The 15,640-nt window shown below is 74.3% G+C and carries 15 protein-coding genes and 2 tRNA genes; 8 read left to right on the forward strand and 9 right to left on the reverse strand.

What is annotated here, in order from left to right:
* The 6 genes from ACFC2L_RS02785 to ACFC2L_RS02810 form a co-directional block, all read right to left on the reverse strand.
* Window positions 1-425, reverse strand: a 425-nt coding sequence (locus ACFC2L_RS02785) for a ClpX C4-type zinc finger protein (protein ID WP_375822775.1), incomplete at its 3' end; no start/stop codon positions are given.
* Between the two features lie 211 nt (window positions 426-636).
* Complete coding sequence (locus ACFC2L_RS02790) at window positions 637-1,353, reverse strand: ATP-dependent Clp protease proteolytic subunit (protein ID WP_087471689.1); 717 nt, start codon at window positions 1,351-1,353, stop codon at window positions 637-639.
* A 38-nt stretch (window positions 1,354-1,391) separates the two neighbouring features.
* Entirely contained in the window at window positions 1,392-2,039 is a 648-nt protein-coding gene (locus ACFC2L_RS02795; protein ID WP_047232614.1) for an ATP-dependent Clp protease proteolytic subunit, read from the reverse strand.
* A gap of 259 nt (window positions 2,040-2,298) precedes the next feature.
* Complete coding sequence (gene tig / locus ACFC2L_RS02800; RefSeq protein ID WP_375822776.1) at window positions 2,299-3,708, reverse strand: trigger factor; 1,410 nt, start codon at window positions 3,706-3,708, stop codon at window positions 2,299-2,301.
* 109 nt (window positions 3,709-3,817) lie between these two features.
* Complete coding sequence (locus tag ACFC2L_RS02805; RefSeq protein ID WP_375822778.1) at window positions 3,818-4,771, reverse strand: DMT family transporter; 954 nt, start codon at window positions 4,769-4,771, stop codon at window positions 3,818-3,820.
* Window positions 4,772-4,856: 85 nt separating this feature from the next.
* A tRNA-Pro gene (locus ACFC2L_RS02810) sits at window positions 4,857-4,930 on the reverse strand.
* A gap of 193 nt (window positions 4,931-5,123) precedes the next feature.
* Here ACFC2L_RS02810 and ACFC2L_RS02815 point away from each other — a divergent pair.
* The 6 genes from ACFC2L_RS02815 (at window position 5,124) to ACFC2L_RS02840 (ending at window position 10,063) form a co-directional block, all read left to right on the forward strand.
* Window positions 5,124-5,197 (forward strand) — tRNA-Gly (locus tag ACFC2L_RS02815).
* A 521-nt stretch (window positions 5,198-5,718) separates the two neighbouring features.
* Complete coding sequence (cysK, locus tag ACFC2L_RS02820) at window positions 5,719-6,654, forward strand: cysteine synthase A (protein WP_375822780.1); 936 nt, start codon at window positions 5,719-5,721, stop codon at window positions 6,652-6,654.
* A gap of 1 nt (window position 6,655) precedes the next feature.
* Window positions 6,656-7,285: a serine O-acetyltransferase EpsC gene (epsC, locus tag ACFC2L_RS02825; protein ID WP_375822782.1), complete on the forward strand. Its 630-nt coding sequence runs from the start codon at window positions 6,656-6,658 to the stop codon at window positions 7,283-7,285.
* Between the two features lie 91 nt (window positions 7,286-7,376).
* Window positions 7,377-7,730: a GntR family transcriptional regulator gene (locus tag ACFC2L_RS02830; RefSeq protein ID WP_087471684.1), complete on the forward strand. Its 354-nt coding sequence runs from the start codon at window positions 7,377-7,379 to the stop codon at window positions 7,728-7,730.
* The gene (locus tag ACFC2L_RS02835) at window positions 7,727-8,743 is read left to right on the forward strand and encodes a DUF1648 domain-containing protein (RefSeq protein ID WP_375822784.1); all 1,017 of its coding nucleotides are present in this window, start codon (window positions 7,727-7,729) and stop codon (window positions 8,741-8,743) included. The genes ACFC2L_RS02830 and ACFC2L_RS02835 overlap by 4 nt, the downstream gene beginning before the upstream one ends.
* A gap of 270 nt (window positions 8,744-9,013) precedes the next feature.
* The gene (locus ACFC2L_RS02840) at window positions 9,014-10,063 is read left to right on the forward strand and encodes an LLM class F420-dependent oxidoreductase (protein ID WP_375822785.1); all 1,050 of its coding nucleotides are present in this window, start codon (window positions 9,014-9,016) and stop codon (window positions 10,061-10,063) included.
* A 51-nt stretch (window positions 10,064-10,114) separates the two neighbouring features.
* On the opposite strand, the gene ACFC2L_RS02845 is transcribed toward ACFC2L_RS02840, so the two are convergent.
* Complete coding sequence (locus ACFC2L_RS02845; RefSeq protein WP_375822787.1) at window positions 10,115-10,546, reverse strand: MGMT family protein; 432 nt, start codon at window positions 10,544-10,546, stop codon at window positions 10,115-10,117.
* A gap of 66 nt (window positions 10,547-10,612) precedes the next feature.
* Between ACFC2L_RS02845 and eis the strand changes: the two genes are divergently transcribed.
* On the forward strand, window positions 10,613-11,953 hold the full coding sequence (eis, locus tag ACFC2L_RS02850) for an enhanced intracellular survival protein Eis (RefSeq protein WP_375822788.1): 1,341 nt from the start codon (window positions 10,613-10,615) through the stop codon (window positions 11,951-11,953).
* A 3-nt stretch (window positions 11,954-11,956) separates the two neighbouring features.
* Here the strand turns inward: eis and ACFC2L_RS02855 are convergent, their stop codons facing one another.
* Window positions 11,957-13,000, reverse strand: coding sequence for an Fpg/Nei family DNA glycosylase (locus ACFC2L_RS02855; protein WP_375822790.1), 1,044 nt, complete (start codon window positions 12,998-13,000; stop codon window positions 11,957-11,959).
* A 1-nt stretch (window position 13,001) separates the two neighbouring features.
* Window positions 13,002-13,463 (reverse strand): ribose-5-phosphate isomerase, encoded by a 462-nt coding sequence (locus tag ACFC2L_RS02860; RefSeq protein ID WP_375822792.1) that lies wholly within the window; start codon window positions 13,461-13,463, stop codon window positions 13,002-13,004.
* A 60-nt stretch (window positions 13,464-13,523) separates the two neighbouring features.
* On the opposite strand from ACFC2L_RS02860, the gene ACFC2L_RS02865 reads away from it, so the two are divergent.
* Window positions 13,524-15,578, forward strand: a complete 2,055-nt coding sequence (locus ACFC2L_RS02865; RefSeq protein WP_375822793.1) for a M13 family metallopeptidase — start codon at window positions 13,524-13,526, stop codon at window positions 15,576-15,578.
* Window positions 15,579-15,640: the final 62 nt, after the last annotated feature.

Consider the following 15,640-nt stretch of genomic DNA (forward strand, 5'->3'; position numbering starts at 1 on the left):
TTCAACATCCGCGCCAACGTCTGCGCCAGATACGTCTTGCCCGTCCCCGTCGGACCGATCAACAAGATGTTCGACTTCGCCAGCTCCACGTAGTCTGGGTCGTCGGGGCTCGACGGCTTGGACTGCTCGCCCGCCTGGACGCGCTTGTAGTGGTTGTAGACGGCGACGGCCAGGGCCCGCTTGGCGGCGTCCTGGCCGATGACGTACTGCTCGAGGAACTCGAAGATCTCCTTGGGCTTGGGCAGCTCCGTGAGGCCGAGCTCGGTCGCCTCGGCAAGCTCCTCCTCGATGATCTCGTTGCACAGGTCGATGCACTCGTCGCAGATGTACACACCAGGGCCCGCGATGAGCTTCTTGACCTGCTTCTGCGACTTGCCGCAGAACGAGCACTTCAGCAGGTCGGCGCCGTCTGAGATACGAGCCACTACGCGTCTCCTTGTCCCGGTGCCGAGGCCTCCTGCCGTCGGGGTCGACGGCGCGGGGCCCGGGCACGGCCGAGCGAGTCCTGCTCCCCATTCCACACCACGGGGCCCCCGTTGTCAGGTGGGCTCTCCGGACGGGGCGCAACGTGTCGCGCCGCCGCCCCCGGCGGGGGACGGCGGCGCGGCGTGAGGTCATGCGGGTCGGGCGGTCGGATCAGGGCTTGTTGATCGCGACGGCCTTGCGGCTCTCGAGGACCTGGTCCACGAGGCCGTACTCCTTCGCCTGCGCGGCGGTGAGGATCTTGTCGCGCTCGATGTCCTGGCGGACCTGCTCGACCGACTTGCCCGAGTGCAGGGCCAGCGTGTCCTCGAGCCACTCGCGCATGCGGATGAGCTCGTTCGCGTGGATCTCGATGTCGGACGCCTGCGCGTAGCCGCCGCCCTCCATCGCGGGCTGGTGGATGAGCACGCGGGCGTTCGGCAGGGCGAGGCGTTTGCCCGGCTGGCCGGCGGCGAGCAGGACCGCGGCGGCGGACGCCGCCTGGCCCAGGCAGACCGTCTGGATCTGGGGCTTGATGTACTGCATCGTGTCGTAGAGCGCGGTCATCGCGGTGAACGACCCGCCCGGCGAGTTGATGTAGAGGATGACGTCGCGGTCGGGGTCCTGGCTCTCGAGCACGAGGAGCTGGGCCATGACGTCGTCGGCGGACGCGTCGTCGACCTGGACGCCCAGGAAGATGATGCGGTCCTCGAACAGCTTGGTGTAGGGGTCCTGCCGCTTGAAGCCGTACGCGGTGCGCTCCTCGAACTGCGGGAGCACGTAGCGGGCCGACGGCGCGCCGCCCGGCAGCGCGATGCCGCCGGGGCGCGCGCCCGCGCCGGCGAGGCGCTGCGCGGTGGACAGGTACTGGGACTCGGCGCTGAAGCTCACGGGTTCTCCTCGGTGAAGTCTGGTGTCCGGTGCGGGGGTCAGGAACCCGTGGTGCCGCCGCCGCCGGTCACGGACGACGCGTTGGTGACGACGTGGTCGATGAAGCCGTACTCCAGCGCCTCCTCGGCTGTGAACCAGCTGTCGCGGTCGTTGTCCTTGAGGATCTGCTCGAGCGGCTTGCCGGTCTGCTCGGCCGTCAGCTCGGAGAGCACCTGCTTCATGTGCATGATGAGCTGCGCGTTGATGCGCACGTCGGTGGCCGTGCCGCCGATGCCGCCGGAGGGCTGGTGCATCATGACGCGCGCGTGCGGCGTCGCGTACCGCTTGCCCTTGGTGCCGGACGAGAGCAGGAACTGCCCCATCGAGGCCGCCATGCCCATCGCGATGGTCGCGACGTCCGGCTGGATGTACTGCATGGTGTCGTAGATCGCCATGCCGGCCGTGATCGACCCGCCGGGCGAGTTGATGTACAGCCAGATGTCCTTCTCCGGGTCCTCCGCGGCGAGCAGCATCATCTGGGCGCAGATGGCGTTCGCGTTCTCGTCGCGCACCTCCGAGCCGAGCCAGATGATGCGCTCCTTGAGGAGCCGGTTGTAGATGGAGTCGTTGAGTCCGAAGCCCGGACCCTCGGCGCGGTTGACCGGGGCCGTCGCGTCGGACGGCAGGTACAGCTCGTTCACATCCATCTCCTTCGTCGCTCCCGCGGGTCGCCCCCGCCTGCGCTGCCCTGGCCGGTGCCGGGAGGGTGTCCCGGTCCAGCCGTGCTGCAGTGACCCTAACGCGGTCCGTGCCCGGCGTTCGTCCCGATAGCGCGCGTTTTCGCTGACGGCGCACCAGGCGGACGGCGCGCGCCGTCACGGCACGGGCACGACGACGGCCCGCCCCCCTCACGCGGAGGGTGCGGGCCGTCGTGGGACCTGCTCCGGCCGACCGGCCGGCGGCGCGTCAGGCCTTCGTCGCGTCCTTCTCGTCGTCCGCGACCGGCGCCTCGGCGGCGGCCTCGGCGGAGTCGTCGACGAGCGCCTCCTCGACGGGCTCGGCCGCGACGTCCTCGACCGACTCGTCCGCGGCGGCGTCCTCGTCGTCCGAGCCGATGAACTCGGTCAGGTCGACGACGTTGCCGGCGGAGTCCTTGACCTCGATCTGGCGCAGCGCGACGGCGAGCGACTTGGAGCGCGCGACCTCGCCGACCATCGCGGGGATCTGCCCGCCCTGGTCGAGCGACTGGATGAACTGGTTCGGGTCCATCCCGTACTGGCGCGACGCGCTCACGAGGTACTCGAGGAGCTCGTTCTGCGCGACCTTGATCTCGAGCTGCTCGGCGAGCGTGTCGAGCAGGATCTGGTTGCGGATGGCGTCGGTCGCCTCGACGGTGACCTCGGCGCGGTGCGTCTCGTCCTCCAGGCGGCCCTCGGACTCGAGGTGGCGGTGCACCTCGGCCTCGACGACGCCCGACGGCACGGGGATCTCGACCGCGTCGCCCAGCGCCTTGAGGAGCTCGTCGCGCGCGGCGACGGCCTGGTTCGACGTCTTGATGCTCGCGACCTGCTCGCGCAGGTCGGCGTTCAGCTCCTCGAGCGTGTCGAACTCGGACGCGAGCTGGGCGAAGTCGTCGTCCGCCTCGGGCAGGTCGCGCTGCTTGACGGAGGTGGCCGTGACGGTGACGGACGCCTCCTTGCCCTCGTGCTCGCCGCCGGCCAGCGGCGCGTTGAACGTGGTCGTCTCGTCGGCCGAGAGGCCGGTCAGCGCCTCGTCCAGACCCTCGAGCATGTTGCCCGAGCCGATCTGGTAGCTGACGCCGGAGACGGAGTCGACCTCCTCGCCGTCGATCTCGGCCTTGAGGTCGAGCACGACGAAGTCGCCCTCGGCCGCGGGGCGGTCGACGCCGACGAGGGTGCCGAAGCGCTCGCGGAGCGCGTCGAGACGCTCGGTGACGTCCTCGTCCGTGACCTCGGCGGGCTCGACCGTGATGGCGAGCGAGTCGAGGGACGGCAGCGTGATCTCGGGGCGGACCTCGACCTCGGCGGTGAAGACCAGCTGGCCCTCGCCGGCCTTGGCCGGGATCTCGGTGACCTCGACCTCGGGCTGGCCGAGCGGGCGCAGGCTCTCCTCGCTCGCGGCCTGGCGGTAGAAGCCGGAGAGGCCGTCGTTGACGGCGTGCTCGATGACGGCGCCCCAGCCGACGCGCTGGTCGATCACGCGCGGCGGGACCTTGCCCTTGCGGAAGCCGGGGATGTTCACCTGCTCCGCGATGTGCTGGTAGGCGTGCTCGATGCTCGGCTTGAGCTCGTCGTACTCCACCTCGACGGTCAGCTTGACCTTGGTGGGGTCCAGGGTCTCGACGGCGCTCTTCACTTCGATGGTCTCCAACTGATCGGGGCGGGCCGGCGTGCGGCCGGGGACGGCTCCGCACGCGGGCGTACGGGCAACCGTCCCATCGTACGCGAGCGGTCAAGCGTCGCGGTCAGGGCGACCTGCGCGCACCGGGACGCCCGACCACGAGCAGGACCGCCACGCCGACGACGGCGGTCGCGACGACCGTCTGCCACCGCAGCCCCACCACGCCGAGCACGTCGAGCAGGACGGCCATGAGCATCTGGCCGCCGACGACGGTCAGCGTGAGGACGAACGTGCCGAGGTGGCGCACCGCGTACGCGGCCGCCACGGTGATGAGCGTCCCCAGCGGGCCGCCGAGGTAGAGCCACCACCGACCGGGGAGCGTGACGCCGTCGAGCCCGCCGAGGACGGCGGCCAGCGCGCAGACGACGGAGATGCCCGCGAGCCCGCCCGTGACCGAGGTGAGCGTCGCGACGACCGGGTCGCCGGTGAGCTGCGTGACGCGACCGTTCCCGGCCTGCTGCCCGCACAGGACGGCGCCGCCGACGAACAGCGCGACCCCGGCGACGACGGCGCCCCACCCCGCGTCGGTCGTCGCGCCGCCGAGCACCGCGACGCCCAGGCCGACGAGCGCCGCGAGACCCGCGGTGGCCCGGCGGGGCGTGAGCCGCAGCGGGGCGGGGAGGCCGACGCCGCGCGCGTCGAGCGCGAGGCCCGCGACGGTCTGGCCCGCGACCGAGCACACCGACGCGACGGCGACGCCGACGAGCGGGACCCCGGCGGCCATGGCGACGACGATCGGGACGCTGCACAGCCCGACCGCGAACCACCACCAGGACGCGGAGGCGCGCAGGACGTGGAGCGTGGACCGGGCGCGACGGCGGACGAGAACGACGAGCACGGTCGCGAGGAGGGTCCCGACGTAGGAGAGCCAGGCGGCGACGACGGGGCCGGTCCCCGCCGCGGCGAGGTCGCCGTTGAGGCGCCCCTGGAGCGACAGCACGGCGCCGCTGCCCGCGGCGACCAGCGCCGCGAGGGTGACGCGGGTCGCGGGTCCGGCCGCGGGCGTGGACAAGGTCACGGGCACCTCTCGAGGACGAGGCCGTCGACGCGGCCCGGACGTCGTCGACGCCCCGCGACGCCCCCGGAGGGGCGCCGCGCGAAGGTCGGGGTGACAGGATTTGAACCTGCGACCTTCCGCTCCCAAAGCGGACGCGCTACCAACCTGCGCCACACCCCGTCGCCCGCCGCGGCGGCGGGCCAGGGCAAGTGTACTGGCGGGAGCGGGTCGCCCTCGTCGGCACGCGACCGCTGCCGCAGGTGGGCGGCACGTCCGCGCCACCGACGTTTGCTAAGGTTGCGGCCGCAGGTCGGCGCCGCGCCGGTCCTCGCTCCTCCTGCCGAGGAGCCCGGGCCCCGGTCCCACGGCCCGCGCGGGCGTAGCTCAATGGTAGAGCCCCAGTCTTCCAAACTGGCTACGCGGGTTCGATTCCCGTCGCCCGCTCCAGACCCTCGGGCTCCGTCCCGAACGTCGCTCCCGCACGTCACCACGGGCGCCCCGCCAGGCCGGCGGGGCGCCCGTCGTCGTCCCGCCCGTGCTCGGGCGGGTCCGCCGCCCGGACGACCGCCCCGTGGACGGCGTTGCAGGGTCGCGACGCGGACCGATAGCCTCGGGGCACACGCGCTGCCCGCACGCCCGGACCGCCGGGCGCCCGCGGCGCGACCGACCAGGAGGAGCGAGGAATGACCGCGACGATCGCGCGTCCCGCACCGCTGCACCGCGCCGTGTCGCGCGTCTCCTGTTGTCGCTGTCTCGGCTGTCGCTGACGACCCGCCGCCGACCCCGCGCGCGCCGCCGCGCCGCACCAGGCCGCTCCGTCCGCACGAGCCCACCCCGCCGTCGCGCCCGCGCGCCCGGAGCGTCCCCGCGAGACGCTGGGCACCGTGGTCACGGACCGCGACGGCCCTCGTCCCCCGATCGGTACCCCCACCCCGGCTCACCCCGAGCCGTCGACAGAAGAGGAAGACATGGCACGCATCTACGACGACGCCACGAAGCTCATCGGCAACACCCCCCTCGTGCGCCTAAACCGGCTCACCGACGGCCTCGAGGCCACGGTCGTCGCGAAGCTCGAGTTCTACAACCCGGCGAACTCGGTGAAGGACCGCATCGGGGTGTCGATCATCGACGCCGCCGAGGCGTCGGGCGAGCTCCAGCCGGGCGGCACGATCGTCGAGGGCACCTCGGGCAACACCGGTATCGCGCTGGCGTGGGTCGGCGCGGCGCGCGGCTACAACGTCGTGCTCGCCATGCCGGAGACCATGTCCAAGGAGCGCCGCGCGCTGCTGCGCGCCTACGGCGCCGAGCTCGTCCTCACGCCGGGCTCCGAGGGCATGAAGGGCGCCGTCGCGGCCGCCGAGCGGATCGCCGCGGAGCGCCCGGGCGCCATCCTCGCGCGCCAGTTCGCCAACCCGGCGAACGTGGACGTCCACCGCCGCACGACGGCCGAGGAGATCTGGGCCGACACGGACGGCGAGGTCGACATCGTCGTGGCCGGGATCGGCACCGGCGGGACGATCTCCGGCGTCGGGCAGGTGCTCAAGGAGCGCAAGCCCGAGGTGAAGATCGTCGCGGTCGAGCCGGCCGAGTCCGCCATCCTCAACGGCGGCCAGCCCGGCCCGCACAAGATCCAGGGCCTGGGCGCCAACTTCGTGCCCGAGATCCTGGACCGCGACGTCTACGACGAGGTCGTCGACATCGACGCCGAGACCGCGGTCGCGACCGCGCGCGCCGCGGCCAAGGAGGAGGGCCTCCTCGTGGGCATCTCGTCGGGCGCGGCCATCGAGGCCGCGATCCAGCTCGCGAAGCGCCCCGAGAACAAGGGCAAGCTGATCGTCACGGTCGTGCCGGACTTCGGCGAGCGCTACCTCTCGACGATCCTGTACTCCGACCTGCTGGACTGACGTGACCGACCCGCGACCCCACCACCGGACGGTCGGCTACCGGCTGCGCCGGTTCGTGCGCGTGCTTGGCGAGGACCTCGAGGCGGCCCGACGGCGGGACCCCGCCGCCCGCAGCCGCCTCGAGGTCGCGCTGGCGTACCCGGGCGTGCACGCCGTGTGGGCCTACCGGCTCGCGCACCGCATGTGGCGCGAGCCCCTGCTGCGCCTCCCGGCACGCCTCGTGTCGCAGGTGGCGCGCGCGCTGACCGGCGTGGAGATCCATCCCGGCGCCCGCATCGGCCGGCGCCTGTTCATCGACCACGGCATGGGGGTCGTCGTGGGCGAGACGGCGGTCGTCGGCGACGACGTCGTGCTCTTCCACACGTCGACGCTCGGCGGGCGGTCGATGAAGCGCGGCAAGCGGCACCCGACGCTCGGGGACCGCGTCGTCGTCGGGGCGGGCGCGAAGATCCTCGGTCCGGTGTGGGTCGGCGACGACGTGCAGGTGGGGGCCAACGCCGTCGTCGTCAAGGACGTGCCGGCCGGGGCGGTCGCGGTCGGGGTGCCGGCGACGATCCGCATGCCCGCCGCCGCGCCCGCGGCGCGGGACGCCGTCGAGGACCCGTCGCTCCTCATCGAGTACGTCATCTGAGCGCACGGACCCGGGGCCGCCGTCGGCACGACGGCGGCCCCTTCGTCGAGCCTCGTTGTTCTAGTTCCCCTAGAACAACTAGACTGGGCTCGTGATGTTCCGCATCGACCCGCAGGCCGACGAGCCGCTGTTCGCGCAGCTCGTCGCCCAGGTGCGCCTCGGCGTCGTCCAGGGGCGGCTCGCGCCGGGCGAGCGGCTCCCCGCGGCCCGCGAGCTCGCCGAGGCGCTGGACGTCAACGTGCACACCGTGCTGCGCGCCTACCAGGAGCTGCGCGACGAGGGGCTCGTCGACCTCCGCCGCGGGCGCGGTGCCGTCGTCACGGCGCCGCCCGCCGTCGACCTCACGTCGCTGCGGGCCGCGGTGGATCGCGTCGCGGCCGAGGCCCGCGCCCTCGCCCTGCCGCCCGAGACCGTCCTCACCCTCATGAAGGAGGCCCTCCGATGACCCGAGCCGCCCCGCGCCGCTCCCCCGGACGACCGACCGAGGACGGTCGCCCGCGCCCGGACGACCACCGCACCCTCGCGCTCCTCGTCGGCGGCGCGGGTGCGGTCGTCACAGTCGTGGCGGCGCTCGTCGCGCTCACCTGGTCAGCGGACCTCCCCGACCCCGTGGCGATCCACTGGGGCACGAGCGGTGCCGACGGCTTCGCGTCGCTCGGCACGGCCGTCACGGGCAGCACGGTCCTGGGGCTGGTCGCCTCCGCGGGGTTCGCCGCGATGACGGCGTTCCTCGGGCGGTCGGCCGCGAACCGGCGGGTCGCCGCGGGGGTCACCGTCGGGCTCCCGGTCATGCTCGCGGTCCTCACGCTCGGCTCGCTCTGGATCCAGCGCGGCCTCGCCGACGCCCACGACGTCGGCGGCGTGAGCGCCGTCACGGCCGTCGCGCTGGGTGCCGGGCTCCTCGTGGGCATCGCCGTCGGGGTGCTGGTCCCGGGCGACCGCCCGGACCCGACCGACGCCGGGGTCCCCGACGACGCGCCCCGGGTCGCGCTCCGACCGGGCGAGCGGGCCGCGTGGGTCGGGCGCGTGAGCGGCGGGCCGACGGTGCTCGTCGCACTGGGCGCGATCGTCCTCACCACGGTCCTGGCGCTCGTCCTGCGCGAGTGGGCGCTCCTCCTTGTGCCGGTCGTCCTGGGGCTGCTGCTCGCCGCGATGATGTCGTGGGTCGTGCGCGTCGACGAGGGCGGGCTGTCGGTCCGGTCGACGCTCGGGTTCCCGCGCACGCGCGTCCCGGTGGACGAGGTCGTGCGGGCCGACGTCGCCGACGTCTCGCCGCTGCGCGACTTCGGCGGCTGGGGCTGGCGCGCCGGCCGGGGCGGTGCCGTCGGCATCGTCGTGCGGGCCGGCGAGTCGTTGCGCGTCGAGCGCACCGGCGGTCGTGCGCTCGTCGTCACGGTCGACGACGCCGGGACCGCGGCGGCGCTCCTCAACACCCTCGCCGACCGAGCACGCCGCTGACCCTCGGCGCCGACGCGTCGCGCCGTGGCGTCGACACCGCGTCCGGTCCGGAGTCCAGCGCGGGTGCGCCCGGGCGCACCCGAGACCGGCGGCGGATCGGCTAGTCTGGAGGCGGGCGGTACCCGAGACTCCGCGTACCGGATACCCCCTGCCCGGCGCGCGACCGGGTACCGCCCGCACCCCGCCCGCCCGCGCACGACCCCGCGGCCCCCACCGGCGCCCGGAGCGCGGGAGCACCCGTACGACGACCCTCGACGAGGAGGAGCCCGCATGCGTCTCGGCATCCACACCGGCTACTGGTCGGCAGGCCCCCCGGCCGGCATCCAGGACGCGATCGTGGCGGCGGACCGCCTCGGCGTCGACTCCGTGTGGACCGCGGAGGCCTACGGCTCCGACGCCTTCACCCCGCTCGCGTGGTGGGGGTCGCGCACGACCCGGATCCGGCTCGGGACCGCCGTCGCGCAGCTCTCCGCACGCACCCCGACCGCGACGGCGATGGCCGCGCTGACGATGGACCACCTCTCCGGTGGCCGGTTCGTCCTCGGGCTCGGCGTCTCGGGCCCGCAGGTCGTCGAGGGCTGGTACGGGCAGCCGTACGCCCGTCCGCTCGCCCGCACGCGCGAGTACGTCCAGGTCGTGCGCGACGTGCTGCGCCGGGAGGCGCCCGTGACGTCGTCCGGCCCGCACTACCCGCTCCCCCTGCCCGAGGGCACGGGGACGGGACTCGGCAAGGCTTTGCGCGCGACCGTGCACCCGCTGCGCGCGGACCTGCCGATCCACCTGGCGGCCGAGGGGCCCAAGAACATCGCGCTCGCGGCCGAGATCGCCGACGGCTGGCTCCCACTCTTCTACTCGCCCCGCATGGACGCGACGTTCCGCGAGCTCCTCGCCGACGGCTTCGCGCGCCGCTCCCCCGAGCGCTCCCCCGAGGCCGCGTTCGAGGTGAGCGCGACGGTGCCCGTCGTCGTGCGCGAGCACGTCGAGCAGGCCGCGGACCAGGTGCGCCCGTTCCTCGCCCTGTACGTGGGCGGCATGGGCGCCAAGGGCGCGAACTTCCACCGCGACGCGCTCGACCGCCTCGGGTACGCCGAGGCCTGCGACGAGATCCAGGCGCACTACCTCGCCGGGCGCAAGGACCTCGCGGCCGCCGCCGTCCCGACGGCGATGGTCGAGGACGTCGCGCTCGTCGGCCCGCCGGAGAAGATCGCCCGCGACCTCGCCGCATGGCGCGAGACCGCGGTCACCACGCTCCTCGTCCAGGGCGACGCAACGGCCGTCCAGACGCTCGCCCCGCTCCTCGCGCCCCCGCCCCCGCGCTGAGTGCTGGGGACGTGTCGTCCCGCGGTCGGTCGGACGACAGATACCCCGCGCTCAACGCTCGGGGGTGTCGCTCTCGGGGAACCAGACGGCGCGGCGCAGGTCGACACGACGGCCGTCGCGCGACAGCGGGCACCCCTCGGCGCGCAGCTCGGTGAGCGCCGCGTCGAGGTGGTGCGCGGGCGGCGAGCCGGCCGCGTTCACGACGCGCCACCACGGGACCGGGGCGCCGTCGTCGTCGACGCCGGACGACCCCGCGAGCACCTGGCCGACCTGGCGCGGTCCGCCGCGGTGCAGGGACTCGGCGACGACCTCCGCGACCAGCCCGTAGGTCATCGCGCGCGCCGCCGGGATCAGGCGGACGAGCGCGAGCACCGCGGTCGCGTACTCCGCCGCGAGCGCCGTGCGGTCGGTCCCCGCCGTCGCGCCGTCGGCGGCGGTGCCCGCCGTGCGGCCGTGCGTGCGTCCTGCCTCGAGCCCTGCCATGGCTCCCGACCCTAGCCGCCGCATGTGTCCTGGCGCGACGCGTGCCGAGACACGAGGATCGAGGCCATGAGCGACCACCACCCCGCGACCCTTCCCGACGGCTACGAGCTCGTCGCCCTCTCGGCGTCCGACCTGCGCGACGTCCTCGACCTCGACACGACGACGTTCCCGTCCCCGGTCGAGGTCGACGAGCTCGTCGACCTCCCGTTCCCGCTCACGTGGGACCGCGCGCTCGGCGTCACCCGGGAGCACGAGGACGACGACGCGACGCCCGTCGACGGTGCGCGCCCCGTGCGCCGCGACCTCGTCGCGATGCACGCGTCGTACCCGTTCGCCCGGTTCCCGGTGCCGGGGGCGACCACCCCGGTCGCGGGGCTCACGTGGGTCGGCGTCCACCCCGGGCACCGTCGCCGCGGGATCCTCAGCGCGATGATCGACACGCACCTCGCGCGGTGCCGCGAGCGCGGCGAGCCGCTCTCGGCGCTCTTCGCGGCGGAGGCGGCGATCTACGGGCGCTTCGGCTACGGCAAGGCCGCGGACGACGTCCGGCTCACCGTCCCCCGCGGGGTCGCGCTGCGCGACGTCCCCGGCGCCGACCGCCACACCGTGCGCATCGAGCGCGCCGACCGGGCTCGGCACGGAGCGCTCGTCGCGACGCTCCACGAGCTCGCCGGCACGGACCCGACGGGCCAGGGCACGGGGATCAACCGCCCGGGCTGGGCGACACGCGAGACGCCGGAGCTCCAGGCCACGTTCTGGGACGACGCGAAGGTGTGGCGCAAGGACCGCGAGCCCACGCGCATCGCGATCGTCGAGCTCGACGGCGAGCCGCGCGGGTACGCGCGGTTCCACCGCAAGCTGTCCTGGGAGGTCACGGGCCCGCGCGGTCCGGTGAGCACGGGCGAGGTCGTCGCGCTGGACGCCGCGGCGGCGCGCGCGCTGTGGGGCGTGCTCACGGACCTCGACCTCACGCACGAGGTGACGCCCTTCATGCTGCCGGTGGACGACGTCGTCACGAGCCTGCTCGTGGACCCCCGCTCGGCGTCGCCGCGCCTCGCGGACAACCTCTGGGTGCGCGTGGTGGACGTGCCGGCCGCGCTGGCCGCGCGCCGCTACGCGGCGGACGTGGACGTCGTCGTGCACGTGACGGACGCCCGCCTGCCGGACAACGCGGGCCGCTGGCGGCTGCGCGCGCCGGCGTTCGGCGACGCGGTGGCCGAGCGGACGGAGGACGCCGCGGACCTCTCGCTCGACGTGCGCGAGCTCGGTGCCGCCTACCTGGGCGGGACCTCGCTCGCGGCCCTCGCGGCGGCAGGGCTCGTCACCGAGCACTCCCCCGGCGCGCTCGCCCGCGCGAGCGCGGCGTTCGGCTGGCCCCTCGCCCCGGTGTGCAGCTGGGTCTTCTGAGCCTCAGGCCTGGCAGACGCCGCACCAGTAGAGGTTGCGGCCGGCGAGCTCCTTGAGCAGCACGGGCGTGCCGCACACGCGGCACGGGAGCCCGTCGCGGTGGTAGACGTAGAACGCGTCGTCCGCGGGGACGGCGTCGGGCGCGCCGTCGGTGTTCTGCCGCACGCGGCGGCGCCCGGGCGGCCCGTCGGCGTCGTCCGGCGGGCCATCGCCGGCGCCGGGGCCGTCGCGGTCCTCCGGTCGGGTCGTGACGATGGCGCCCGTCCGGGTGCCCTCGCGCATGAGCACGACGAGGTCGTCCCACAGCGCGCGCAGGTCCTCGCCGGGCACGTCACGACCAGGCCGCATCGGGTCGAGCCGCGCGCGGAACAGCGACTCCGCGCGGTAGATGTTGCCCACGCCGGCGACGACGTCCTGGTTCATGAGCAGCAGCCCGACGGGGCTGCGCGAGCGCCGCACGGCGGTCACGAACTCCTCGCGCGGGTCGCCCTCGGCGAGCGCGGCGTCGCGGATCGGGTCGGGACCGAGCCGGTCCTCGACGGCCCGCTTCTCCTCGCCCGTGACGACCTCGCACGCCGTGGGCCCGGTGAGGTCCGCGACGGCGTGCGCCCCGACGAGCCGCACCCGCACGGCCCCGCGCGGCGGCGGGGGCGACCACGCGTCGTCGGGCCCGGCCGCGGCGGCCGCACCCGGGCCTGCCGGGACGGTCTCGCGCTCGCCGATGCGGCGGCGCGGCGCCCCGATCGCGTGCACGACGGCGGTGCTGCCGTCGCCCGCGAACGTCCACGCCCCGTAGAGGCCGAGGTGGACGCGGAGCCAGCGCACGTCGTCGGGCCGGCCGGCGGTCCCGACCGCGGCGCGCGCCGGGTCGGCGAAGCCGAGGAAGAGCTGCTTGCCCCACGCCTCGCTCGCGACGAGCACGTGCCCGTCGAGCACGGCGGCGCCCGCGGCGAACCGGCCCTGCGGGCTGCTCACCGCGAGCGTCTCGCCCGTGAAGAGCTCGCCGAACGCGCGCGCGAGCCGGTGGACGGTGTGACCCTCCGGCACGTCAGGCGGAGGCGCCGCGCGTCGTCTCGTACGCCGCGAGCTGGTCGATCCGGCGCTGGTGGCGCGGGTCGCCGCTGAACGGCTCCGCGAGGAACGCGTCGACGAGCTCGACGGCCTCGTCCACCGTGTGCTGGCGCGCCCCCACCGCGACGACGTTCGCGTCGTTGTGCTGACGGCCGAGGCGCGCGGTCTCGAGGTTCCACGCGAGCGCGGCACGCACCCCGACGACCTTGTTCGCGGCGATCTGCTCGCCGTTGCCCGACCCGCCGATGACCACGCCGAGCGAGCCCGGCTCGGCCGCGACGGCCTCGCCCGCGGCGAAGCAGAAGGACGGGTAGTCGTCCTGCGCGTCGTACGTGTGGGCCCCGTGGTCGACGACGTCGTGCCCCGCGGCCTCGAGGTGCTCGACGAGATGGGTCTTGAGCTCGTAGCCCGCGTGGTCCGCGGCGATGTGAACGCGCATGCGCCCATCATGCCCCAGCGGGACACCTGGGCGTCGGGAGGAGGCCGTAGCCTGAGACGCATGACACAGACCTCCCCGACGTCCACGTCCGCGTCCGCGTCCGGCACGACCGGGACCGTGCGCTCCGGCATCGACCTGGGCGCGCTGGACCCCGTCGTCCGGCCGCAGGACGACCTGTACCGCCACGTCAACGGGCGCTGGCTCGCGACGCACGAGATCCCCGCCGACCGCGCCATGGACGGCGCGTTCCGCGCGCTGCACGACCAGGCCGAGGTCCACGTGCGCGAGATCATCACCGACCTCGGGGCGCAGGTGGCCTCGGGCGCCGAGGACGTCGGCGCGGACGCGGCGAAGGTCGGCGCGCTCTACGCGAGCTTCATGGACACCGAGCGGATCGAGGCCCTCGGCACGACCCCGCTGCAGGCGGACCTCGCGCTCGTCGCGTCCGCGACGACGCAGGCGGAGCTCACCGGCGTGCTCGGTGCGCTGCAGCGCACCGGCGGCGCGGGCGCCGTCGGCTTCTGGGTGGACAACGACGCCAAGGACCCCGAGCGCTACGTCGCCTACCTCTACCAGTCCGGGCTCGGGCTGCCCGACGAGGCGTACTACCGCGAGGACCAGTACGCGCCGGTCCGCGAGAAGTACGTGCCGCACGTCGCGCGCATGCTCGCCCTCGCGGGCGTCACCGCCGAGACCTGGGGCGCGACCCCCGAGGACGCGGCCGAGCGGGTCCTGGCGCTCGAGACGAGGCTGGCCTCGAAGCACTGGGACGTCGTCCGCGACCGCGACGCCGACCTCACCTACAACCCCCGCACGCTCGCCGCGCTCGTCGACGAGGCGCCCGGGTTCGACTGGCGCGCCTGGGTCCTCGCGCTCGGGGCGCCGGAGGGCTCGCTCGACGACGTCGTCGTGCGCGAGCCCGACTTCGCGACCGGGTTCGCCGCGCTCTGGGCGAGCGAGGCGCTCGAGGACTGGAAGCTGTGGATGGTGTACCACCTGGTCACCGCCCGCGCGCCCTACCTCACGGACGAGCTCGTCGAGGCCAACTTCGACTTCTACGGCCGCACGCTCTCGGGCGCGCAGGAGGTGCGCGAGCGCTGGAAGCGCGGCGTCTCCGTGGTCGAGGGCGCGCTCGGCGAGGCCGTCGGCGCGCAGTACGTCGCCCGCCACTTCCCGCCCGCCCACAAGGCGCGCATGGAGGAGCTCGTCGCCTACCTCGTCGCCGCGTACCGCGAGTCGATCGCCACGCTCGACTGGATGACGGAGGAGACCAAGGAGAAGGCGCTCGCCAAGCTCGAGGCCTTCACGCCGAAGATCGGCTACCCCGTGACGTGGCGCGACTACTCCGCGCTCGTCGTCGAGGCCGACGACCTCGTCGGCAACGTGCGTCGTGCCCACGCGTTCGAGCAGGACCGCGAGCTCGGCAAGATCGGCAGGCCCCTGGACCGCGACGAGTGGTTCATGACGCCGCAGACCGTCAACGCGTACTACAACCCGGGGATGAACGAGATCGTCTTCCCCGCGGCGATCCTCCAGCCCCCGTTCTTCGACCCCGAGGCCGAGGACGCGGTGAACTACGGCGGGATCGGCGCGGTCATCGGCCACGAGATCGGCCACGGCTTCGACGACCAGGGCTCCAAGTACGACGGCGCCGGCCGCCTCGAGGACTGGTGGACGACGACGGACCGCGAGGAGTTCGAGAAGCGCACCAAGGCCCTCATCGCCCAGTACGACGCGTTCCGCCCCGCCCAGCTCGGCGAGGACGGGCCGCACGTCAACGGCGCGCTGACGATCGGCGAGAACATCGGCGACCTCGGCGGCCTGTCGATCGCGCTCAAGGCCTACCGCATCGCGCTCGGCCGCCCGCTCGCCGAGGCGCCCGTCGTCGACGGGCTCACCGGGATCGAGCGCGTGTTCCTCGGCTGGGCGCAGGTCTGGCAGTCCAAGGGCCGCGACGAGGAGGTCGTGCGGCGGATCGCGACCGACCCGCACTCCCCCAACGAGTTCCGCTGCAACGGCGTGGTCCGCAACGTGGACGAGTTCTACGCGGCCTACGACGTGCAGCCCGGGGACGCGCTGTACCTCGCGCCCGAGGAGCGCGTGCGCATCTGGTGACACGACAGCACGAGGGGCCCGCGGCGTTCCGTCCGCCGCGGGCCCCTCGTGCGTGCCGGGTC

The sequence above is a fragment of the Cellulosimicrobium sp. NPDC055967 genome, assembly GCF_042269845.1.
In the GTDB taxonomy this organism is placed as follows: domain Bacteria; phylum Actinomycetota; class Actinomycetes; order Actinomycetales; family Cellulomonadaceae; genus Cellulosimicrobium.